Annotated in this window: 16 protein-coding genes; 4 read left to right on the top strand and 12 right to left on the bottom strand. The window is 71.5% G+C overall.

Annotated elements, in window-relative coordinates:
• Positions 1–47 precede the first annotated feature (47 nt).
• Together FNV62_RS20405 and FNV62_RS20400 are read right to left on the bottom strand one after the other, a co-directional pair.
• Positions 48–680, bottom strand: a complete 633-nt coding sequence (locus FNV62_RS20405) for a hypothetical protein (protein ID WP_054230791.1) — start codon at positions 678–680, stop codon at positions 48–50.
• Between the two features lie 160 nt (positions 681–840).
• Positions 841–2,664: a glycoside hydrolase family 3 protein gene (locus tag FNV62_RS20400; RefSeq protein ID WP_097284820.1), complete on the bottom strand. Its 1,824-nt coding sequence runs from the start codon at positions 2,662–2,664 to the stop codon at positions 841–843.
• A gap of 396 nt (positions 2,665–3,060) precedes the next feature.
• On the opposite strand from FNV62_RS20400, the gene aroA reads away from it, so the two are divergent.
• Positions 3,061–4,302: a 3-phosphoshikimate 1-carboxyvinyltransferase gene (aroA, locus tag FNV62_RS20395; protein ID WP_054230789.1), complete on the top strand. Its 1,242-nt coding sequence runs from the start codon at positions 3,061–3,063 to the stop codon at positions 4,300–4,302.
• 26 nt (positions 4,303–4,328) lie between these two features.
• Here the strand turns inward: aroA and hemC are convergent, their stop codons facing one another.
• The 4 genes from hemC to FNV62_RS20375 all read right to left on the bottom strand — a co-directional run bounded on the left by hemC (position 4,329) and on the right by FNV62_RS20375 (position 8,790).
• Positions 4,329–5,264, bottom strand: a complete 936-nt coding sequence (hemC, locus tag FNV62_RS20390) for a hydroxymethylbilane synthase (protein WP_144315490.1) — start codon at positions 5,262–5,264, stop codon at positions 4,329–4,331.
• A gap of 83 nt (positions 5,265–5,347) precedes the next feature.
• Positions 5,348–6,148 (bottom strand): sugar phosphate isomerase/epimerase family protein, encoded by an 801-nt coding sequence (locus FNV62_RS20385; RefSeq protein WP_097288976.1) that lies wholly within the window; start codon positions 6,146–6,148, stop codon positions 5,348–5,350.
• A gap of 209 nt (positions 6,149–6,357) precedes the next feature.
• Positions 6,358–7,290 (bottom strand): bifunctional helix-turn-helix transcriptional regulator/GNAT family N-acetyltransferase, encoded by a 933-nt coding sequence (locus FNV62_RS20380; RefSeq protein WP_144315489.1) that lies wholly within the window; start codon positions 7,288–7,290, stop codon positions 6,358–6,360.
• Between the two features lie 450 nt (positions 7,291–7,740).
• A complete protein-coding gene (locus FNV62_RS20375) occupies positions 7,741–8,790 on the bottom strand; it encodes a LacI family DNA-binding transcriptional regulator (protein WP_143655045.1) in 1,050 nt (349 codons plus the stop codon).
• Between the two features lie 304 nt (positions 8,791–9,094).
• Here FNV62_RS20375 and FNV62_RS20370 point away from each other — a divergent pair, with 304 nt between their 5' ends.
• Genes FNV62_RS20370 through FNV62_RS20360 form a run of 3 tightly spaced genes read left to right on the top strand, consistent with a single transcriptional unit; the run spans position 9,095 to position 12,224 of the window.
• Positions 9,095–10,246 carry a Gfo/Idh/MocA family protein gene (locus tag FNV62_RS20370; RefSeq protein WP_060901917.1) on the top strand — a complete coding sequence of 384 codons (1,152 nt, stop codon included), beginning with the start codon at positions 9,095–9,097 and terminating at the stop codon, positions 10,244–10,246.
• Positions 10,243–11,397, top strand: coding sequence for a dihydrodipicolinate synthase family protein (locus FNV62_RS20365; protein ID WP_144315488.1), 1,155 nt, complete (start codon positions 10,243–10,245; stop codon positions 11,395–11,397). The genes FNV62_RS20370 and FNV62_RS20365 overlap by 4 nt, the downstream gene beginning before the upstream one ends.
• Positions 11,394–12,224, top strand: a complete 831-nt coding sequence (locus FNV62_RS20360; protein WP_144315487.1) for a sugar phosphate isomerase/epimerase family protein — start codon at positions 11,394–11,396, stop codon at positions 12,222–12,224. Before FNV62_RS20365 ends, FNV62_RS20360 begins: the two co-directional genes overlap by 4 nt.
• 29 nt (positions 12,225–12,253) lie before the next feature.
• Here FNV62_RS20360 and FNV62_RS20355 read toward each other — a convergent pair whose 3' ends face one another.
• The 6 genes from FNV62_RS20355 to FNV62_RS20330 form a co-directional block, all read right to left on the bottom strand.
• Positions 12,254–12,640 carry a DUF937 domain-containing protein gene (locus FNV62_RS20355; RefSeq protein ID WP_144315486.1) on the bottom strand — a complete coding sequence of 129 codons (387 nt, stop codon included), beginning with the start codon at positions 12,638–12,640 and terminating at the stop codon, positions 12,254–12,256.
• A 182-nt stretch (positions 12,641–12,822) separates the two neighbouring features.
• Positions 12,823–13,212, bottom strand: coding sequence for a D-ribose pyranase (rbsD, locus tag FNV62_RS20350; RefSeq protein WP_054231846.1), 390 nt, complete (start codon positions 13,210–13,212; stop codon positions 12,823–12,825).
• Positions 13,209–14,108, bottom strand: a complete 900-nt coding sequence (locus FNV62_RS20345; protein ID WP_144315485.1) for a ribokinase — start codon at positions 14,106–14,108, stop codon at positions 13,209–13,211. The genes rbsD and FNV62_RS20345 overlap by 4 nt, the downstream gene beginning before the upstream one ends.
• 99 nt (positions 14,109–14,207) lie before the next feature.
• Complete coding sequence (locus tag FNV62_RS20340) at positions 14,208–16,160, bottom strand: substrate-binding domain-containing protein (RefSeq protein ID WP_097284814.1); 1,953 nt, start codon at positions 16,158–16,160, stop codon at positions 14,208–14,210.
• Entirely contained in the window at positions 16,150–17,694 is a 1,545-nt protein-coding gene (locus tag FNV62_RS20335) for a sugar ABC transporter ATP-binding protein (protein ID WP_143601703.1), read from the bottom strand. Before FNV62_RS20335 ends, FNV62_RS20340 begins: the two co-directional genes overlap by 11 nt.
• A complete protein-coding gene (locus FNV62_RS20330; protein WP_144315484.1) occupies positions 17,691–18,725 on the bottom strand; it encodes a LacI family DNA-binding transcriptional regulator in 1,035 nt (344 codons plus the stop codon). Before FNV62_RS20330 ends, FNV62_RS20335 begins: the two co-directional genes overlap by 4 nt.
• Positions 18,726–18,854 lie beyond the last annotated feature (129 nt).

The following is an 18,854-nucleotide window of genomic DNA, read 5'->3' as shown; positions in this document are numbered from 1 at the left end:
CGGTTCGCCGGCCGCAATACGATCCACCGGCTGCGTCCGTCCCTCGGCTACACGGGGCGGGCGCAGCCCACCGGTCTGCTGCCGCCCAGTTGGACGTAGAGGGCCGTGGACGACGGGCACTCGGCGCGGTCGACGACCGCCGAGGTCACCTTGTAGTCCGGGGGCTTCTTGCCCTTGCCGTCGCACGCGGTCTCCCGCACCTGCCCGTCACCGGAGTTGTAGACGCAGTCGCCGACGATGGTGCGGGGCCCGCCGCCTCCGCCCGGATCGCCGGGGTGCGGGGCCTCCAGCTTGCGCATGCAGGCGTAACCCTGGGGGACGACCCCGTCGCCGTTCTCGTCGGAGGCGGGCCGGGTCTCGCTGATGTGCAGCACGAAGTCCGTGGTCGCAGGGCACAGCGGCCCGTCGGCCACCTTGCCGTCGTAACGGGCGATCACCCGCGCGGCGGCCCGTTCGCTGCTGCAGGGCACCTCGGTGAAGCTGGTCGTCCCGAAGGAACTGCACTCGTCGACCGCGAGGAACACCGCCCCGTAGCCCGAGGGTTGCGTCGACCTCGTCCCCGCGCCGGGCTCGGCGCTCCCCGAGTCCGACCAGCGGTCGCACCCCGCGAGCGCGCAGAGGACCAGCAGCAGCGCGCACACCACCCCAACGGAACGCCGACCCGACGAGCTGGCTCGCATGGCTTCCCCCCGATACCCCCGTCCAGCGTGACCCGTCGCGACGGGCACACGCCAGACATCCGGGGTGCTTTGCGCCCTTTGGGGGTGGTGCGCCGGGTGTGCGGCGTAGGGCCGGTACGCCAAACCCCCAGCCGGGGTGGTACGTCAGCCCTTACCGGACCTAGTACGTCAATCCGTACCCGATCGGATACAGCGCCTTCGTCGGGTCGTCCGCCCGCTGCACCTCCACCGGCAGCCTCCCGCGGGGCCTCGCGCTGCCCGCGATCACTCGGGCGGCGGCGCGCAGTTCGACGTCCGTCCAGGAGTAGGTCGCCAAGTAAGCCCGCACATCAGGGAGTTGAGCCACGTCGTACGGGTTGCGGATCGCGATCGCGACCACCGGGACGCCGGTCGCGACGAGCCGCTCGACGAGGGTCTTCTGCGACCCGGTCGCCGTCACGTTGTACGTGCCGACGACGACCGCGTCCACGCCTCGGGCCGCCGCCACCGCGTTGTCGATGCTCGCTGCGGAGGGTGCCGTTCCGGTGGACAGTGCCGTCGCCGTGAACCCCAGCTCGGTGAGGGCGGTCGCGAGGACGGTCGTGGGCGGTCCGTCGGTGCCGGACGGCGAGGCGGGATCGGCGCCGACGACGAGGACGCGCGGGGTGCTCCGGCGCGAGAGCGGGAGCAGGCGCTCCTGGTTGACCAGCAGTGTCGTCGTGCGCTCGGCGATCCGGTCGGCCGCCCTGCGGTGCGCGGCGGTGCCGACCGTGTGGTCGACGCCGGAGTCGCTGACGTACGGATTCTCCAGCAGGCCCAGCTTGGACTTCAGGCGCAGGACGCGCAGGACGGACTCGTCGAGCCGGGCCTCCGTGAGCTCGCCGCCGTGCACGGCGTTCAGGACCGCGTTCCAGGCCACGTGGATGGACGGCGGGTTGAGGAGCTGGTCGACACCGGCCTTTAGCGCCAGGACGGGGACGCGGTCGTCGCCGTACTTCGTCCGGACGCCCTCCATGCCGAGCGAGTCGGTCACCACGAGCCCGTCGTAGCCGAGTTCCTCGCGCAGGATGCCGGTGAGGATCGGGTGGGAGAGCGTCGCGGGGTCCCCGGACGGGTCGAGGGCCGGAACCATGATGTGGGCGGTCATGACCGAGTCGATGCCGGCGCGGACGGCGGCCCGGAAGGGCACGGCGTCGAGGGACGACCACAGCTCGCGGCTGTGTGTGATGACGGGGAAGCCGAAGTGGCTGTCGACGGCGGTGTCCCCGTGCCCCGGGAAGTGCTTCGCCGTGGCCGCGACCCCGACGCTCTGATAGCCCTTCACCTCGGCCGTCACCAGCCCGGCCACGGCGTCCGGATCGGCGCCGAAGGAGCGTACGCCGATGACCGGGTTGGCCGGGTTGACGTTCACGTCGGCGACCGGGGAGTAGTCCTGTCGGATGCCGAGGGCGCGCAGCTCGGCGCCGCCGAGGCGCCCCACCGTACGGGCGTCCTCCCGCGAGCCGCCCGCGCCGAGCGCCATCGCGCCCGGGAACAGCGTCGCGGGCTTGCCCACCCGGGCCACCGCTCCGTACTCCTGGTCGGTGGAGATGAGGACGGGCAGCCCGCGCGGCTGGTCGAGGGAGACCTTCTGGATGCCGTTCGAGAGGGCGGCGATCTGGTGCGGGTCACGGGTGTTGTGCGCCCAGGTGAAGTAGATGATCCCGCCGACGCGGTATTTGGCGATCAGCTCGGCGGCCGTCCTGACGCCGAGCTCCTCGAGGTTGGTGTCGATGTCGGCCTGGTCGGGCGCGGTGGCCGAGTGCCCGTAGACCCGCATCACGAAGAGCTGGCCGACCTTCTCCTCCAGCGTCATACGGGAGACGAGCGCCCGGAGTGACGATTCGTCAGGTCTCTCCTCGGCCGCCCGGACGGAGGTGGTGCTCAAGGTCAGGGCCGCGGTGGTCCCGGCGGTGGCGGCGAGAACGGTACGTCTGGACGGTCTGGAAGAACTCGATGGCCCCACGTGCGCTCCTCCCTCATGAAGGAAACTTCCGAGGAATCACGAATATCCGGGAAGTTTCTTCCAGTCAAGGGTGTGCACAGTATCCCGAGGAGGGGCCGTCACCGGCGCAGTTGGAGGGGGGCGCGCCGGTGACGGCGTGCTGCCGGCCGCAGGCGGCGGAGAGGGTGGTCAGCGTTCGCAGCCAGCAGCGAGGCCGACACCGCTCTGCGGAGACTCATCCGGCAGTATGCGGATTGGACGAAGCGGTGCGGGTCGGGGTTCCCCGGTTTTCGCCGGTTCGGGGAATTGGTGCGGGTGGGACGAATGGGTGGGACGGTTCGACGCCGGGCTCGCAGGGACAGGTCCATTTGGCGGACGTTCCCGCGCCGGAGCGGGTCGGGGAGCCAGCATGAGGACATGGCCGTCGTCGACATCCCCGGTTCCAAGTCCATCACCGCGCGTGCGCTCTTCCTCGCGGCGGCGGCCGACGGGGTCACGACCCTCGTACGGCCGCTCCGGTCGGACGACACGGAAGGTTTCACGGAGGGCCTGACCCGGCTCGGCTACCGCGTCGGCCGCACCCCGCACGCCTGGCAGATCGACGGCCGCCCCCAGGGCCCGGCGGCCACCGACGCCGACGTGTACTGCCGCGACGGCGCGACCACCGCCCGCTTCCTGCCGACCCTCGCCGCCGCCGGACACGGCACCTACCGCTTCGACGCCTCCCCGCAGATGCGCCGCCGCCCGCTGCTCCCGCTCACCCGCGCCCTGCGCGACCTCGGCGTCGACCTGCGGCACGACGAGGCGGAGGGCCACCATCCGCTGCGGATCGCGGCGGCCGGCGTGGAGGGCGGTGACGTGACGCTCGACGCGGGCCAGTCCTCGCAGTACCTGACCGCCCTCCTGCTGCTCGGCCCGCTGACCCGCAAGGGCCTGCGCATCACCGTCACCGACCTGGTCTCGGCGCCGTACGTCGAGATCACGCTCGCGATGATGCGGACGTTCGGCGCGTCCGTGCGCCGGGAGGGCGAGGTGTTCGTGGTCTCGCCCGGCGGCTACCGCGCCACCACCTACGCCGTCGAGCCCGACGCCTCCACCGCGAGCTACTTCTTCGCCGCGGCCGCCCTGACCGGCCGCGAGGTGACGGTCCCCGGCCTGGGCGCCGGCGCGCTCCAGGGCGATCTGGGCTTCGTCGACGTACTGCGGCGGATGGGGGCGCGGGTGGAGGTCGGCTCCGGCGGGACGACGGTCGCGGGCACCGGCGAACTGCGCGGGCTCACGGTCAACATGCGGGACATCTCCGACACCATGCCGACGCTGGCCGCGATCGCGCCCTTCGCCTCGGGCCCGGTCCGCATCGAGGACGTCGCCAACACACGGGTGAAGGAGTGCGACCGCCTGGACGCCTGCGCGGAGAACCTCCGGCGGCTGGGCGTACGGGTGGAGACCGGGGCCGACTGGATCGAGATCCACCCCGGTGCGCAGCCCGTGCCGGGCGCGGAGATCAAGACGTACGGTGACCACCGCATCGTCATGTCCTTCGCGGTGACCGGACTCCGCGCGCCGGGCGGCGTCTCGTTCGACGACCCCGGCTGCGTACGGAAGACGTTCCCCGCCTTCCACGAGACCTTCGCCGCCTGGGCCGGCCCGCTGGGGTGATCAGTGAGGTGATCGGCGGGGGGCGATCAGTGCGGGATGTCGTCGATCAGTTCGCGGGCGCCCTGGCGCAACAGTGCGACGGCGACCGACGTGCCGAGCGTCGCGGCGTCGAGGCGGCCCGCCCACTCGTGGGCGTTCAGTACGGTCTTGCCGTCCGGGGTGAACACGCAGGCACGCAGGGACAGTTCGCCGCTGCGGTCGGCCTTCGCGAAACCGGCGATCGGTGAGTTGCAGTGGCCCTGGAGGACGTGCAGGAACATCCGCTCCGCCGTGGCCTCGCGATGCGTGTTCGGGTCGCCGAGGTCGCTGATCGTCTCGATGACGTCGGTGTCGCCCTCACGGCACTGGAGGGCCAGGATCCCCGCCCCGATCGGCGGCATCATCGTCTCGGGCGACAGGATCTCCGTGATCACGTCCGACCGGCCGATCCGCTCCAGCCCCGACACCGCCAGCAGCAGCGCGTCCGCCTCACCCGCCGCCAGCTTCTCCAGCCGCCGGTTGGCGTTCCCCCGGAACGGCACGCACTCCAAGTGCGGGTGCGAGGCGGCCAGCTGGGCGCCCCGCCGTACCGACGAGGTGCCGATCCGGGTCCCCTGCGGCAGCTCGTCCAGCGTGAGCCCGCCCGGGTGCACGAGGGCGTCCCGGATGTCGTCCCGCGCCAGGAACGCGGCGAACATCGTCCCCGCCGGGAGGGGACGGTCCGCGGGGATGTCCTTGACGCAGTGCACCGCGAGATCGGCCTCACCGGCCAGCAGCGCCGCGTCGACCTCCTTGGTGAACGCGCCCTTCCCCTCGACCTTGGCCAGGTCGCCCATCCACTTGTCACCGGTCGTCTTCACGGGCACGACCTCGGTACGGATGTGCGGATGGAGCGCGCCCAACTCGGCACGGACACGCTCCACTTGGGCCAGGGCCATGGGCGAGTCGCGGGAGACGATACGGATCAGTTCCGGTGCCGACATGGCGTCCACGATAGCCCGTCGGCGAGGGGCGGCGAGCCGCGGGACGCCCACCCGGGCGTGTGCGCGCGCCGCCGGAACCGGTCCTAGGCGGAGTCGTTCAGCAGGCGCCCGAGGTGCTCCCGACCCGGTCCCAGCAGCTCGGGCAGCGGCGCGGCCTCCTCGTACCACCGCTTCTCGTACTCCCAGCACAGCCAGCCGTCCCAGCCCTCCCGGGAGAGGAGTTCCACACAGTCGGCGAGGGGCAGGACGCCCGCGCCGAGGGGGAGCGGGGTGGTGTCCTCGGCGGAGGCGATGTCCTTGACCTGGAGGTAGCCGAGGTAGGTGCACAGGGCCGCGTAGGTCTCCGCCGGCTCCTCGCCGCCGAGCCAGGTGTGCATGACGTCCCACAGCGAGCCCACGTGGTGGTGGCCGACCAGGCCCAGGATCCTGATCGCGTCCGCGCCGGTGCGGTGCGAGTCATGGGTCTCCAGCAGGATCCGTACGCCCAGGTCCGCGGCGTACTCCGCGGCCGTGCCGAGCCGTCGCGCCGCCGTCGCGTCCGCCTCCTCGACGCTCTGCTCGGAACTCGCGCCCGGAAAGACGCGTACGAACGGGGCGCCCAGGTCGTGGGCGAGGTCGAGGAGCTCCTTGACCTCGGCGACGACGGTGTCGTCGTCGCCCGGCGCCGCCACCCGCGCGTAGCCCGCCACGCCCAGGATCTCGATGCCGCCCGCCTTGAACTCCGCGACCACCTCGGCCCGCTCGGCGGCCCCGATCCCGGGGTGCACCGGCTCCTCGGGATGCGCGCGCAGCTCCACGCCGTGGTAGCCGTGCGCGGCGGCGAGTCGTACGACGTCGGGGATGGGGAGCCCGGGCACGCCGAGCGTGGAGAAGGCCAGCTTCATGTGCATGGACCCTACTCGCGTGCCGATGTCGGCCGTTGTCGATCAAAAGGAGAGTCGAAAGGAAAAATCGGCCGCGGGTGGTCGAGCGGGTTGCTACGGCAGCTCACCGGGCCGGGTTCCGGGGCCGACGACGGAACGCCGGATGCCGTCACGCCGGATGCCGTCACGCCGGATGCCGTCACGCCGGAAAGCCGTGTGAGCCCGACCGGTCACTCCTGTGGGGGGTGCAGATCCAGCCGCCAGTCCTGGCCGGTCAGGTCCGCTCCGAACGAGCGGTGCGGTTTCTCGGCGACGAGGACGAAACCGTGGCGCTGGTAGATGCGGCGGGCGGCGGCGAGCACGTCGTTGGTCCACAGGACCAGGTCCCGGTAGCCACCGTCCCGCGCGAAGTCGATGACGGCCCCGACCAGCCGGTCACCGATGCGCAGCCCGCGCGCGTCGGGCTCGACGAGGAGCAGGCGGAGGCGGGCGGTCCCGGGCGCGTCGTCGCGTACGCACATCACGCAGCCCACCGGCCGGCCGTCCAGCTCGGCGATCCACACCCGCTCCAGGTGCGGATCGTGGTCCTCGGCGAAGTCCGCCACGATCCGGGCGACCAGGCCCTCGTAGTCGGTGTTCCAGCCGTACTCGGCTGCGTACAGCGCGGCGTTGCGCTGCACGATCCAGCCGAGGTCGCCGGGCCCCGGGTCGCGCAGGACGACGTCCTCGCTGCGTGGTGGGCGCCCGGAGGAGAGCAGCGTGCGCACGGTCCGCATCGCCTCGGCGAGCCGGGGGCGGTCGTCGGCCGGCACGGTCGCCAGCAGCGCCCCCACCGATTCCCGTGAGCGCTCGTCCAGCAGGGACGCCGTCTCCCTGCCCTGTGCCGTGAGCGTGATGCGGCGCCGCCGCGGGTCCCGCTCCGAGGGTGCCCGCTCGATCAGGCCGTCCTGCTCGAACTTGTTCAGGATGCGGCTCAGGTAACCGGCGTCCAGGGACAGTTCGCCGCGGAGGTCGGCGGCGTCGGTGCGGGGGGAGTGGGCGAGTTCGTACAGCACACGGGACTCGGTGAGGGTGTAGGGGGCGTAGAGGTGGCGGCCGTAGTCGAGGGCCCCGATGACGTTCGTGTAGAAGCGGTTGAAGGAGCGGATGTCCTGGACCGTCATGATCACTCAACCCCGGATGGTCGGCGCCGGTTGTTCGGTCTGACTGTTCGGGTCTGGCTCAGCGGCCTTGGTTGCTCGGACCTGATAGTTGACTCAGTCAGAGGTATGCGCCGAGCCTACGGCTTCGGCCAAGCGCGGGCAACGGTCGGGCGACACCGCCCGCACGTGCGATCGCGGTCGCCGCCGGATCAGACGTGGACCGGGCAAGCGAACCGCTGCTCGATCCGAACGTAAGCGACGCGCTTGCGACGCACCGCCACGGCCCCTCCCGTGTGTCCCCGGCTGCGGCTGAGTGGGGCAGGGGCGCAGCCCCGCCCCACAGGGGCGCGGGGAACTGCGCGACCGGCCCCCACTCGCCCGCAGCCGAAGAACCCACCCCGGGGGTCTGGGGGCGGAGCCCTCAGGTTGAGGATGGGACGGGTAGGGGCGGCGGGGGCGAAAACCCCACGTTCAGACCCGCGGCACCCCCGTGGACCCCCGCACCATCAACTCCCCCCGCACCGTCGCGATCCCGCCCGGCGGCGGCTCCTCGCGGCCCATCGCGATACGCCCGGCCCGGGCCCCCGCCTCCGAGAGGGGCAACCGCACCGTCGTGAGCGCGGGGACGGCGTCGATGCTGAAGGGAAGGTCGTCGAAGCCGGCGACGGACACGTCGTCGGGGATACGCAGGCCCGCCTCCCGCAGCGCGGCACACGCGCCGAGCGCGACGGTGTCGTTGGCGGCGACGACAGCCGTCAACGACGGGTCACGGCGCAGGAGTTCGAGGGTCGCCTCGTAGCCGGCGCGACGGTCGTAGCGTCCGTGCACCGTGCGCAGCGGATCGTCCTCGATGTCGTGCGCGGCGAGCGCGGCGCGGTGCCCCTCCAGGCGGTGCCGGGTCGTCGTCCGCTCCTCCGGGCCCGCGATGTAGCCGAGCCTGCGGTGGCCGAGCCCGATCAGATGCTCGGTGAGCTGCTGTCCGCCACCCCGGTTGTCGAAGGTGAGCGCGATCGCCTCGGGGGCGTCGGGCGCGGGCGGCCGTCCGCACAGGACCACCTGGGTCCCCGCGTCCCCGAGCTTGCGCAGCTTCGCCGCGACCGCCGCCGCGTGCGGCGCGTCCTCGACGGCACCGCCCGTCAGGACGACCGCGGCGGCGCGCTGGCGCTGAAGGAGCGTGAGGTAGGTCAGCTCACGCTCCGGGGAGCCGCCGGTGTTGCACACGACCCCGAGCCGTTCGCCGCCCGCACGTCCCCCGGGCCCGCCGATCTCCGACTGGATCGCGGCCGCCATGATTCCGAAGAAGGGGTCGGCGATGTCGTTCACCAGGATGCCGACCAGGTCGGAGGTGGCGGCGGCCAGCGAACTCGCGGGTCCGTTCAGCACGTAGTCCAGGTCGTCCACCGCGCGCAGCACCCTCTCGCGCGTGGACGCCGCGACGGGATAGTTCCCGTTCAGCACCCGGGACACGGTCGCGGGTGAGACCTGCGCACGCGCCGCCACGTCCGCCAGGGTCACGGTCATCTCGTCGTCCTCCGGTCACGCATCTCGTAGCACCTCATCGTGCTTCTCGTGCTCGCTGTGCTCTTTGGCCTGCCGTACCCGTCGTGCCCGTCGTGCCCGTCGTACTCGTCTTGCTCGTAGTGCTCCATCCGACCGTGCCACGCCCCCTACGTCCAGCCGTCCGGACGGTCGAACATCTCGTCGTCCGTATGGTCTTGTCCAATCGGCTCGACAGAGGCTAACTTCTTCTTGAGTAGAAAGCGCTTGCTGTCACGTTCACCAGTGGGGCGTACGCGGCGCGGAACCCGCGTACGAAGGGAATCACGTGACACGCAAGACGGTGCGAATCGCCATGAACGGCGTGACGGGGCGCATGGGCTACCGCCAGCACCTCGTCCGCTCGATTCTCGCCCTGCGCGACCAGGGCGGCCTCGACCTCGGCGACGGCACGGTGCTGTGGCCCGAGCCGGTCCTCCTCGGCCGCCGCGAGCACGCGCTGAAGGCGCTCGCCGAGCAGCACGGCCTGGAGCACTGGTCGACGGACGTGGACGAGGTCCTCGCCGACCCGACCGTGGACATCTACTTCGACGCCCAGGTGACCTCCGCCCGAGAGGAGGCCATCAAGAAGGCCATCGCGGCGGGCAAGCACATCTACACCGAGAAGCCCACCGCCACCGGCCTCGACGGCGCCCTGGAGCTGGCCCGCCTCGCCCACGAGAAGGGCATCAAGCACGGGGTCGTGCAGGACAAGCTCTTCCTCCCGGGGCTGCTGAAGCTCAAGCGGCTCATCGACGGGGGCTTCTTCGGGCGGATCCTGTCCATCCGCGGGGAGTTCGGGTACTGGGTCTTCGAGGGCGACTGGCAGAGCGCCCAGCGGCCCTCCTGGAACTATCGCGCGGAGGACGGCGGCGGCATCGTCGTCGACATGTTCCCGCACTGGGAGTACGTGCTCCACGAGCTGTTCGGCCGGGTCACCTCCGTCCAGGCGCTCACCGCCACCCACATCCCGCAGCGCTGGGACGAGCAGGACAAGCCGTACGACGCCACGGCCGACGACGCCGCGTACGGCGTCTTCGAGCTGGAGGGCGGCGCCGTCGCCCAGATCAACTCCTCCTGGGCGGTGCGCGTCAACCGCGACGAGCTGGTCGAGTTCCAGGTCGACGGGACGGAGGGGTCGGCCGTCGCCGGGCTGCGCAACTGCCGCGTCCAGCACCGGTCCGCCACCCCCAAGCCGGTCTGGAACCCCGACATCCCGGCCACCTACTCCTTCCGCGACCAGTGGCAGGAGATCCCCGACAACGCCGAGTTCGACAACGGCTTCAAGGCGCAGTGGGAGCTGTTCCTGCGGCACGTGTACGCCGACGCCCCCTACCACTGGGACCTCCTCGCGGGCGCCCGCGGCGTCCAGCTCGCCGAACTGGGGCTGAGGTCCTCGGCCGAGGGCCGCCGTCTCGACGTGCCGGAGATCTCGCTGTGACCCTTCGCCTGCCGGACACGAACGGCGCGTTGAGGGCCTATGAGCCGCGTGCCGTCCCGCTCGCCCTCACCACCGGCGCGCCCTTCACCTCCCGTACGGTCTTCTCGGCCGCGCACGTCGTCGCCGACCCGTTCGCGGACGTCTCGCCCGACTCGGCCGCCGCCGTCGACTGGGACGCCACGCTCGCCTTCCGCCGCCACCTGTGGTCGCACGGGCTCGGTGTCGCCGAGGCGATGGACACCGCGCAGCGCGGGATGGGCCTGGACTGGGCCGGCGCGGCGGAACTCATCCGCCGGTCCGCGGCGGAGGCGAAGGCGGTCGGGGGCCGTATCGCGTGCGGTGTCGGCACCGATCAGCTCACCGGTCCGGCATCCCTGGAAGAGGTGCGGACGGCCTACGAGGAGCAGCTCGCCCTCGTAGAAGAGTCGGGGGCGCAGGCCATCCTCATGGCCTCCCGGGCGCTGGCGGCGACCGCGAAGGGGCCCGAGAACTACCTGGAGGTCTACGGGCATCTGCTCCGCCAGGCGGCCGAGCCCGTGGTCCTGCACTGGCTCGGCCCCATGTTCGACCCCGCCCTTGAGGGCTACTGGGGGTCGGGCGACCTGGACGCGGCCACGGACGTGTTCCTGGAGGTCATCGCCGCCCACCCGGACAAGGTCGACGGCATCAAGGTCTCCCTCCTCGACGCCCGACGAGAGGTCGACCTGCGCCGCCGCCTGCCGCAGGGCGTCCGCTGCTACACGGGCGACGACTTCAACTACCCCGAGCTGATCGCGGGCGACGAGCAGGGCTTCAGCCACGCCCTGCTCGGCATCTTCGATCCGCTGGGTCCGCTCGCGGCGGAGGCGGTACGGGTGCTCGACACCGGTGACGTGAAGGGCTTCCGTGAGCTTCTCGACCCCACCGTCGAGCTCTCCCGCCATCTCTTCGAGGCGCCCACCCGGTTCTACAAGACCGGCGTCGTCCTGCTCGCGTGGCTGGCCGGGCACCAGGAACACTTCACCATGGTCGGCGGGCTCCAGTCGGCCCGCTCGCTGCCGCACTTCGCGCGGGCGTACGAGCTGGCGGACACCCTGGGCCTGTTCCCGGACCCGGAGCTCGCCGAGGCCCGGATGAAGACCCTGCTGGCTCTGCACGGAGTGACCTCATGAGCAGCCTCGCCCGTTTCTCCATCAACCAGATGACGGTCAAGCAGCTGTCGATGCCCGAACTGGTCGCATCCTGCCTCGAGCTGGGGATCCCGGGCGTCGGACTCTGGCGTGAACCCGTCCAGTCGTACGGCCTGGACGCCACCGCCAAACTCGTCCGCGACGCCGGTCTGGCCGTCACCACGCTCTGCCGTGGCGGTTTCTTCACGGCGATCGACCCGCGGGAGCGGGCCCGCGCCCTGGACGACAACCGTGCGGCCGTCGACGAGGCCGCGACCCTCGGCACCGACACCCTGGTTCTGGTCTCCGGGGGGCTGCCCGCCGGCTCGAAGGATCTGCACGGGGCGCGGGAGCGGATCGCCGACGCGCTGGGGGAGCTGGGCCCGTACGCCGCCGAGCGGGGCGTGCGGCTGGCCATCGAGCCCCTCCACCCCATGTACGCCGCGGACCGTTGTGTGGTGTCCACCCTCGCCCAGGCCCTGGAGCTCGCGGAACGCTTCCCGGCGGACCAGGTGGGCGTCACCGTCGACACGTACCACATCTGGTGGGACGACACGGCTCCCGCCCAGATCGCCCGCGCGGGCGCCGGCGGCCGTATCCACACCTTCCAGCTCGCCGACTGGACGACTCCGCTGCCCGAGGGCGTCCTCAACGGCCGCGGTCAGATCGGCGACGGTTCGATCGACATGCGGGAGTGGCGGGGGTACGTCGAGGCGGCGGGATACTCCGGGCCGATCGAGGTCGAGCTGTTCAACGACGGGCTGTGGGCGCGCGACGGGCGGGAGGTGCTGGCGGAGACGGCGGCGCGGTTCGTGGAGCACGCCGGGTAGCCCCGTCGGCGGCCGCTGTCACTTCTTGGTCACTTCTTGCGTGCCGCCCGCTTGGTGAGGACCGTCAGCACGACCGGGACGAGCATCTCGATGACACGGGTGACCGTGGCCACCGGGATGCCCGTCTTCTTGGCGACGACGTTCGCGACCGGCTTGCTCACCTTGGCCAGCACCCCGGCCATCAGACCGCCGGTGGCGAACCCGCCCAGGGTGGACACGCCCTGGAGCGGGGCCTCCTCCTCGGGCGCAGCCGCGGCCTCCTCCTGTACGGGGCCGGCGAGTGCCGAGACCGTGGTCCCGACCACCTCCTGGGCGCCCGCCGTGTCGGTCCCCAGCAGCCCCGCGATCTCCTGGAGCTTGTCGTCGCCCAGTTCACCGAGCACGTCGTCCTCGAAGGAGCAAGCGGATTCACTCATGCCGGAAAGCATCCCGAAAAAATCTCGGAAGGCCGTGCAACCCTTCCCCCACCCCGCGTGTCGTACTTGGCATCAGGACTTCTGGAGGGGGATCTGGGGGGATCGCGGGGTTCTGATGTCGGAGGGGAAAACCGAGGGGCCCGGTCGACGGACCGGGCCCCTCGAAGCATGTCGAACACCGACTAGAAGAACACCCCGCACCGCAGCAGCACATTCGCGTACGGCCGTGCCTCTCCCGTGCGGACGATCAGCTTCGCGCCCGCCGACAGCGACTTCAGTTCCTCGTGCGAGACCGTCGACAGCGTGGGGAAACGGGCGTCCAGCAGGGCCGTCGCCTCCGGGTTCGCCCCGCGGACCTCGTGCGCGGCCGTGGCGCCCTCCACCACGAGTTCCGCCAGCAGCCCGTCGAGCACCTCGGCGAAGGACGGCACCCCGGCCCGGAAGGCCAGGTCCACGACGCGCGGACCGGCGGGGATGGGCATCCCGGCATCGCAGACGAGCACCCCGTCCCCATGGCCCAGCTCGGCCAGCGCGCCCGACAGATGGCGGTTCAGGATTCCGGCCTTCTTCATAGCGACGCGACCTCTTCGGCCGTCGGGAAGGACTCCTGCGCACCGGCGCGGGTGACCGCCGCCGCGCCGACGCGGGCGGCGTACGCGGCCGCCTCGGCGAGCGGCTCGTCGAGCCCGAGCCGCCACGCCAGCGCCGCCGTGAACGCGTCCCCCGCACCCGTCGTGTCCACCGTCTCCACCTTCACCGACGGCACCCGCGCGGCGCCGTCGGCGGAGGCCACCAGCGCGCCCCGCGCGCCCAGCGTGATCACCACCGAGCGCGGGCCGAGGGCGAGCAGGGCGGACGCCCAGTCCTCCGGGGGGTCCCCGAGATCCGTGCCGACGATCACCCGCGCCTCGTGCTCGTTCACGATCAGCGGATCGCAGGCCGCGAGCACCTCGGCGGGCAGCGCGCGCGGCGGCGACGGGTTCAGTACGAAACGGCTGCCGGGAGCGAGATTCCGTACGACCTCCACGACCGTCTCCAACGGGATCTCCAACTGCGCCGAGACCACACGGGAGGCCGCCAGGAGGTTTCCGGCGGACCGCACGTCCTCGGGTGTGAGGCGGCCGTTGGCACCGGGCGAGACCACGATGCTGTTGTCCCCGGAGGGGTCCACCGTGATGAGCGCGACCCCGGTCGGCGCCCCGCCGACGAGCACGCCCGCCGTGTCGACCCCGGCCGCCCGCTGCGAGTCGAGCAGCAGCCGCCCGTGCGCGTCGTCGCCGACCCGGGCCAGCAGCGCCGTACGGGCTCCGAGGCGGCCGGCGGCGACCGCCTGGTTGGCGCCCTTGCCGCCCGGGTGGACGACGAGGTCGGAGCCGAGCACCGTCTCGCCGGGCGCGGGCCGCCGCTCGACCCCGATCACCAGGTCGGCGTTGGCCGATCCCACGACCAGCAGGTCGTAGTCGTACATGAACTTTCTCCCTATGAAGGTGAGTCGAAGCAACGGGGCGAGCCGCCCGGCGGCGCGCGGAGGTCGTCCGCGTCGCGCTGCCCGGGCGGCCCGCTCAGGTCATCCGCCGAAGCCGGCCACATTCTCCTTCGTGACCACCTTCACCGGCACCATCACCGTCTTCTCGACCGTCTTGCCCTCGGCGGCGTTCAGCGCGTTCTCCACCGCGATCCGGCCGAGCTCCTTCGGCTGCTGGGCCACGGACGCGTACATCGTGCCGTCCTTGACCGCCTTCAGGCCGTCCGGTTCGCCGTCGAAGCCGATGACCGAGACCGACGTGCCGGCCTTGGATCCGAGCGCCTTGACCGCGCCGAGCGCCATCTCGTCGTTCTCGGCGAAGACGCCCTGGATGTCGGGGTGCGCCTGAAGCAGGTTCGTCATCACGTCGAGGCCCTTGGTGCGGTCGAAGTCCGCGGGCTGCCGGGCGACGACCTCGATGCCCGGGTAGGCCTTCAGACCCTCGGCGAAGCCCGCGCCGCGTTCACGGCTCGCGGACGTTCCGGCCAGGCCCTGCAGGATCACGATCTTGCCCTTGCCGCCCAGCTTCTCGGCCATCGCCTTGGCGCCGAGCTTGCCGCCCGCGATGTTGTCGGAGGCGACCAGCGCGGCCGTGTCGGCCTTGTTCACGCCCCGGTCCACCCCGACGACGGGGATGCCGGCCTTGTTCGCGGAGCGGACCGCCGGGCCCGCCGCGTCCGAGTCCACCGGATTGACGATGATCGAACCGAGTCCCGAACTGGTGAAGTTCTGGAGCTGGTTGGCCTGCTGCGAGGCGTCGTTCTGGGCGTCCGTGACCGTCAGGTCCACGCCGAGCTTCTTCGCCTCCTGCTGGGCACCCGACTTGATCTGCACGAAGAACGGGTTGTTCAGGGTGGAGAGGGACAGGCCCACCTTCTTCGTCGCCGACGAGGAGGAGCCGTTGTGCAGGAAGGACATCGCACCGACGACGGCCGCCGCGACCACGGCCGCGATGATGTACGTCGCCGCCTGCTTGCCCCTGCCGCCCGGCGCACCCGCCCCGGCGGCCACCGGAGTCGCCCCGGCCTTGCGCCGCAGCGTGTCCAGCAGCACCGCCAGCGCGATCACGACACCGATGACGACCTGCTGCCAGAAGGCGGAGACGGAGAGCAGGTTCAGACCGTTGCGGAGCACCGCGAGGATCAGGGCGCCGATCAGCGTGCCGGACGCCTTGCCGGTGCCGCCCGCCAGCGAGGCGCCGCCGATGACGACCGCGGCGATCGCGTCCAGCTCGTAGCCCTGCGCGGCCTGCGGCTGCGCGGAGGAGAGCCGGGAAGCGAGCACGATGCCCGCGGCGGCCGCGAAGAGACCCGACAGGGCGTAGATCGCGAGCTTCTGCTTCTTCACCCGCAGACCCGAGAGGCGCGCGGCCTCCTCGTTGCCGCCGATCGCGTACATGGAGCGGCCGATGTAGGTACGGCCCAGGATCAGGGCGGTGATCAGACCCATGACGACCATCACCAGGACCGGGACCGGCAGCCAGCCGCCGAGGGTGTCACCGAGGTGCGAGACCGATTCGGGGAAGGCGATCGGCGAGCCCTGCGAGATCACCAGGGACAGACCGCGGCCCACCGACAGCATGGCGAGCGTCGCGATGAACGGCGGCAGCTTCCCGTAGGAGATCAGGACGCCGTTGACCAGGCCGCACGCTATGCCGGTCGCGACCGCGAGGATCACCGCGATCCAGACCGGGACGCCCTGCGAAGTCGCCATCCAAGCGAGGACGGTGGCGGACAGCGCGGCGACCGAGCCGACCGACAGATCGATGCCCGCCGAGACGATCACGAAGGTCACACCGAAGGCGAGGATGGCGGTCACGGCCGCCTGGACGCCGATGTTGAGCAGGTTGTCCGTCGTCAGGAAGTCGCCGGACAGCGCCGACATCGCGATGACGAGGGCGATGAGCGCGGTGAGCGCCCCGTTGTCGAGCAGAAGGCGGCGGACCGCCGAGGCGCCACTCGCGCCCGTAGTGCTCTTGAGCGTGTCAGTGGCCACGGGAGCCCTCCACAGCGGTAACAGAGTTGGTGGTCGGTGTGCTGACGGCGAGTGCCATCACGGAGTCCTGGGTCGCCTCGTCGGCGGACAGTTCGCCCGCGATCCGGCCCTGGGCCATCACCAGCACCCGGTCGCTCATGCCGAGCACCTCGGGCAGATCGCTGGAGATCATCAGGACGGCCGCGCCGGCGGCCGTCAGTTCGTTGACGAGCTGGTAGATCTCGACCTTGGCGCCGACGTCGATGCCGCGGGTCGGCTCGTCGAGGATCAGCACCTTGGTGTCGGCCAGCAGCCACTTGCCGATGACGACCTTCTGCTGGTTGCCGCCGGAGAGCGTGCGCACGTGCTGGCCGAGACCGGCCATCCGGACGCCGAGCTGCTCGGCGATCCGCGCGGCGGCCGCCCGCTGGCCCTTGAGGTCGACGAGGCCGCCATGGGTCGCCGCCCGCATGGTGACCAGGCCGAGGTTCTCCTCGACGGAGGCGTCCAAGAGCAGCCCCTGGCCCTTGCGGTCCTCGGGGATGAGCCCGATCCCGGCCGCCATCGCCGCGTTCACGTCGTGCCGCCGCAGCGCGGAACCGGCGACCTTGACGGTCCCCTTGTCGTACGGATCGGCCCCGAAGACCGCTCGTACGACCTCCGTGCGCCCGGCCCCGACGAGCCCCGCGATACCGACGACCTCACCGGCCCGCACCTCGAAGCTCACGTCGTGGAAGACCCCGTCACGGGTCAGTCCCTCGACGGTCAGCAGGGTGGTCCCGGAGCCGTCGTCAACGGCGGCCCGCACACGTGGGTACTGCTGCTCGATCGACCGCCCCACCATGAGCCGTACGAGCTCGTCCTCGGTGGTGGAGGCCGGGACCTGACCGACGCTCTTGCCGTCCCGGATGACGGTGACCCGGTCCCCCAGGGCGGCGATCTCCTCCAAGTGGTGCGTGATGAAGACGATGCCGACACCGTCCTCGCGCAGCCTGCGCACGATGGAGAAGAGTTTTTCGACCTCTTCGGAGGTGAGCACCGCGGTCGGCTCGTCCATGATCAGCACGCGGGCGTTCAGGCTCAGTGCCTTCGCGATCTCGACCATCTGGAGACGTGCGATACCGAGTTCACGCACCCGCGCGCGCGGGGAGACGCTGACACCCACCCGCTCCAGCAGCTCGGCGGCCTCGGCCTCCATCCTCTTCCGGTCGATCAGCCCGTAGCGGCGCGGCTGCCGCCCCAGGAAGATGTTCTCGGCGACCGTCAGATCGGGAACGAGGTTGAACTCCTGGTAGATGGTCGCGATCCCGAGACGCTCGGAGTCCTGCGCGCCGTGGACGCGCACCTCCTCGCCGTCGACGAGGACGCGCCCGGAGTCGGGCTGGTAGGCGCCCGAGAGCATCTTGATGAGCGTGCTCTTGCCGGCACCGTTCTCGCCGAGCAGCACATGCACCTCGCCGCGGCGCAGATCGAAGTCGACGCTGTCGAGCGCGACCACGCCGGGGAAGGTCTTTCGGATGCCCTCGATGCGCAGCAACTCGTCCTGGTTGCTCACGACTTACTCCTGTTCGTTACGGGGGAGTGCGGGGTGGGGGCCGGTTCGCCGCACGAGCGGCGGACGACGAGACGGGCGGCGAGGGTGACCGACTGCGGGGGCCGCCCCTCGATCCGGTCGACGAGCGCGCGTACGGCGGCCCGCCCCAGCTCGCCGGTCGGCTGGGCCACCGCGGTGATCGGCGGATCGGTGTGCACGAACCACGGGATGTCGTCGAACGCCGCGAGCGCGATGTCCTCGGGAACCCGCAGCCCGCGCGCGCGGACCGCGTCCAGCGCGCCGAGCGCCATCAGGTTGTCGGCGGCGAAGACGACCTCGGGCGGCTCGGGCAGGTCGAGGAAGCCCTCGGTGACCCGCCGTCCGCTCTCGGCCTGGAAGTCGCCCTGGCCTATGTAGGCGTCCGGGAGCGGCAGCCCGTGTTCGGCCATGGCCTCCCGGAAGGCCTCGACGCGCTCGCTGCCGGTGGTGGTCGCCGCGGGCCCCGCGATGATCGCGAGCCGGCGGTGTCCGAGCCCGTGCAGATGCGCCACGAGATCCCGGACCGCCGTCCGGCCGTCCGCCCGTACGACGGGCACGTCCACGCCCGGGATCCAGCGGTCCACGAAGACCATCGGCGTCCCCGCACGCGCGGCGTCCAGCATCCCGGGGGAGCCGCCGTCGGCGGGGGAGACGAGGAGCCCGTCGATCCGCCGGTCCAGCAGGGTCCGTACGTGGTGGTCCTGGAGGTCCGGCCGTTCGTCGGCGTTGCCGATGATCACGCTGTAGCCGAGGGCGCGGGCCTCCTCCTCGACGGAGCGGGCCAGCTCGGTGAAGTACGGGTTGAGTACGTCGCTGATGACCAGGCCGAGGGTGCGGGTCTGGTCGGTGCGCAGAGAGCGGGCGACGGCGTTCGGGCGGTAGCCCAGGGTCTGTACGGCGGCCAGCACGCGGGTGCGTGCGTCTTCGCTGACCGACGGATGATCGTTCAGGACGCGCGAGACCGTGGCGACGGATACGCAGGCCTCGGCGGCAACGTCCTTGATGCTCGCCATCGCCGCTCCACCTCCTCGTGGAATCGATTACACGGAGGATTGGAATCGATTACACGAGCATTAATCAAGACCTCAACCACATGCCGAAACCGGATCGTGATGAACCGCGCTCGGATGAGCGGAGTGAGG

Source organism: Streptomyces sp. RLB3-17, assembly GCF_007113425.2.
GTDB lineage: Bacteria > Actinomycetota > Actinomycetes > Streptomycetales > Streptomycetaceae > Streptomyces > Streptomyces mirabilis_D.
This window is presented reverse-complemented; position numbering and strand designations above follow the sequence as displayed.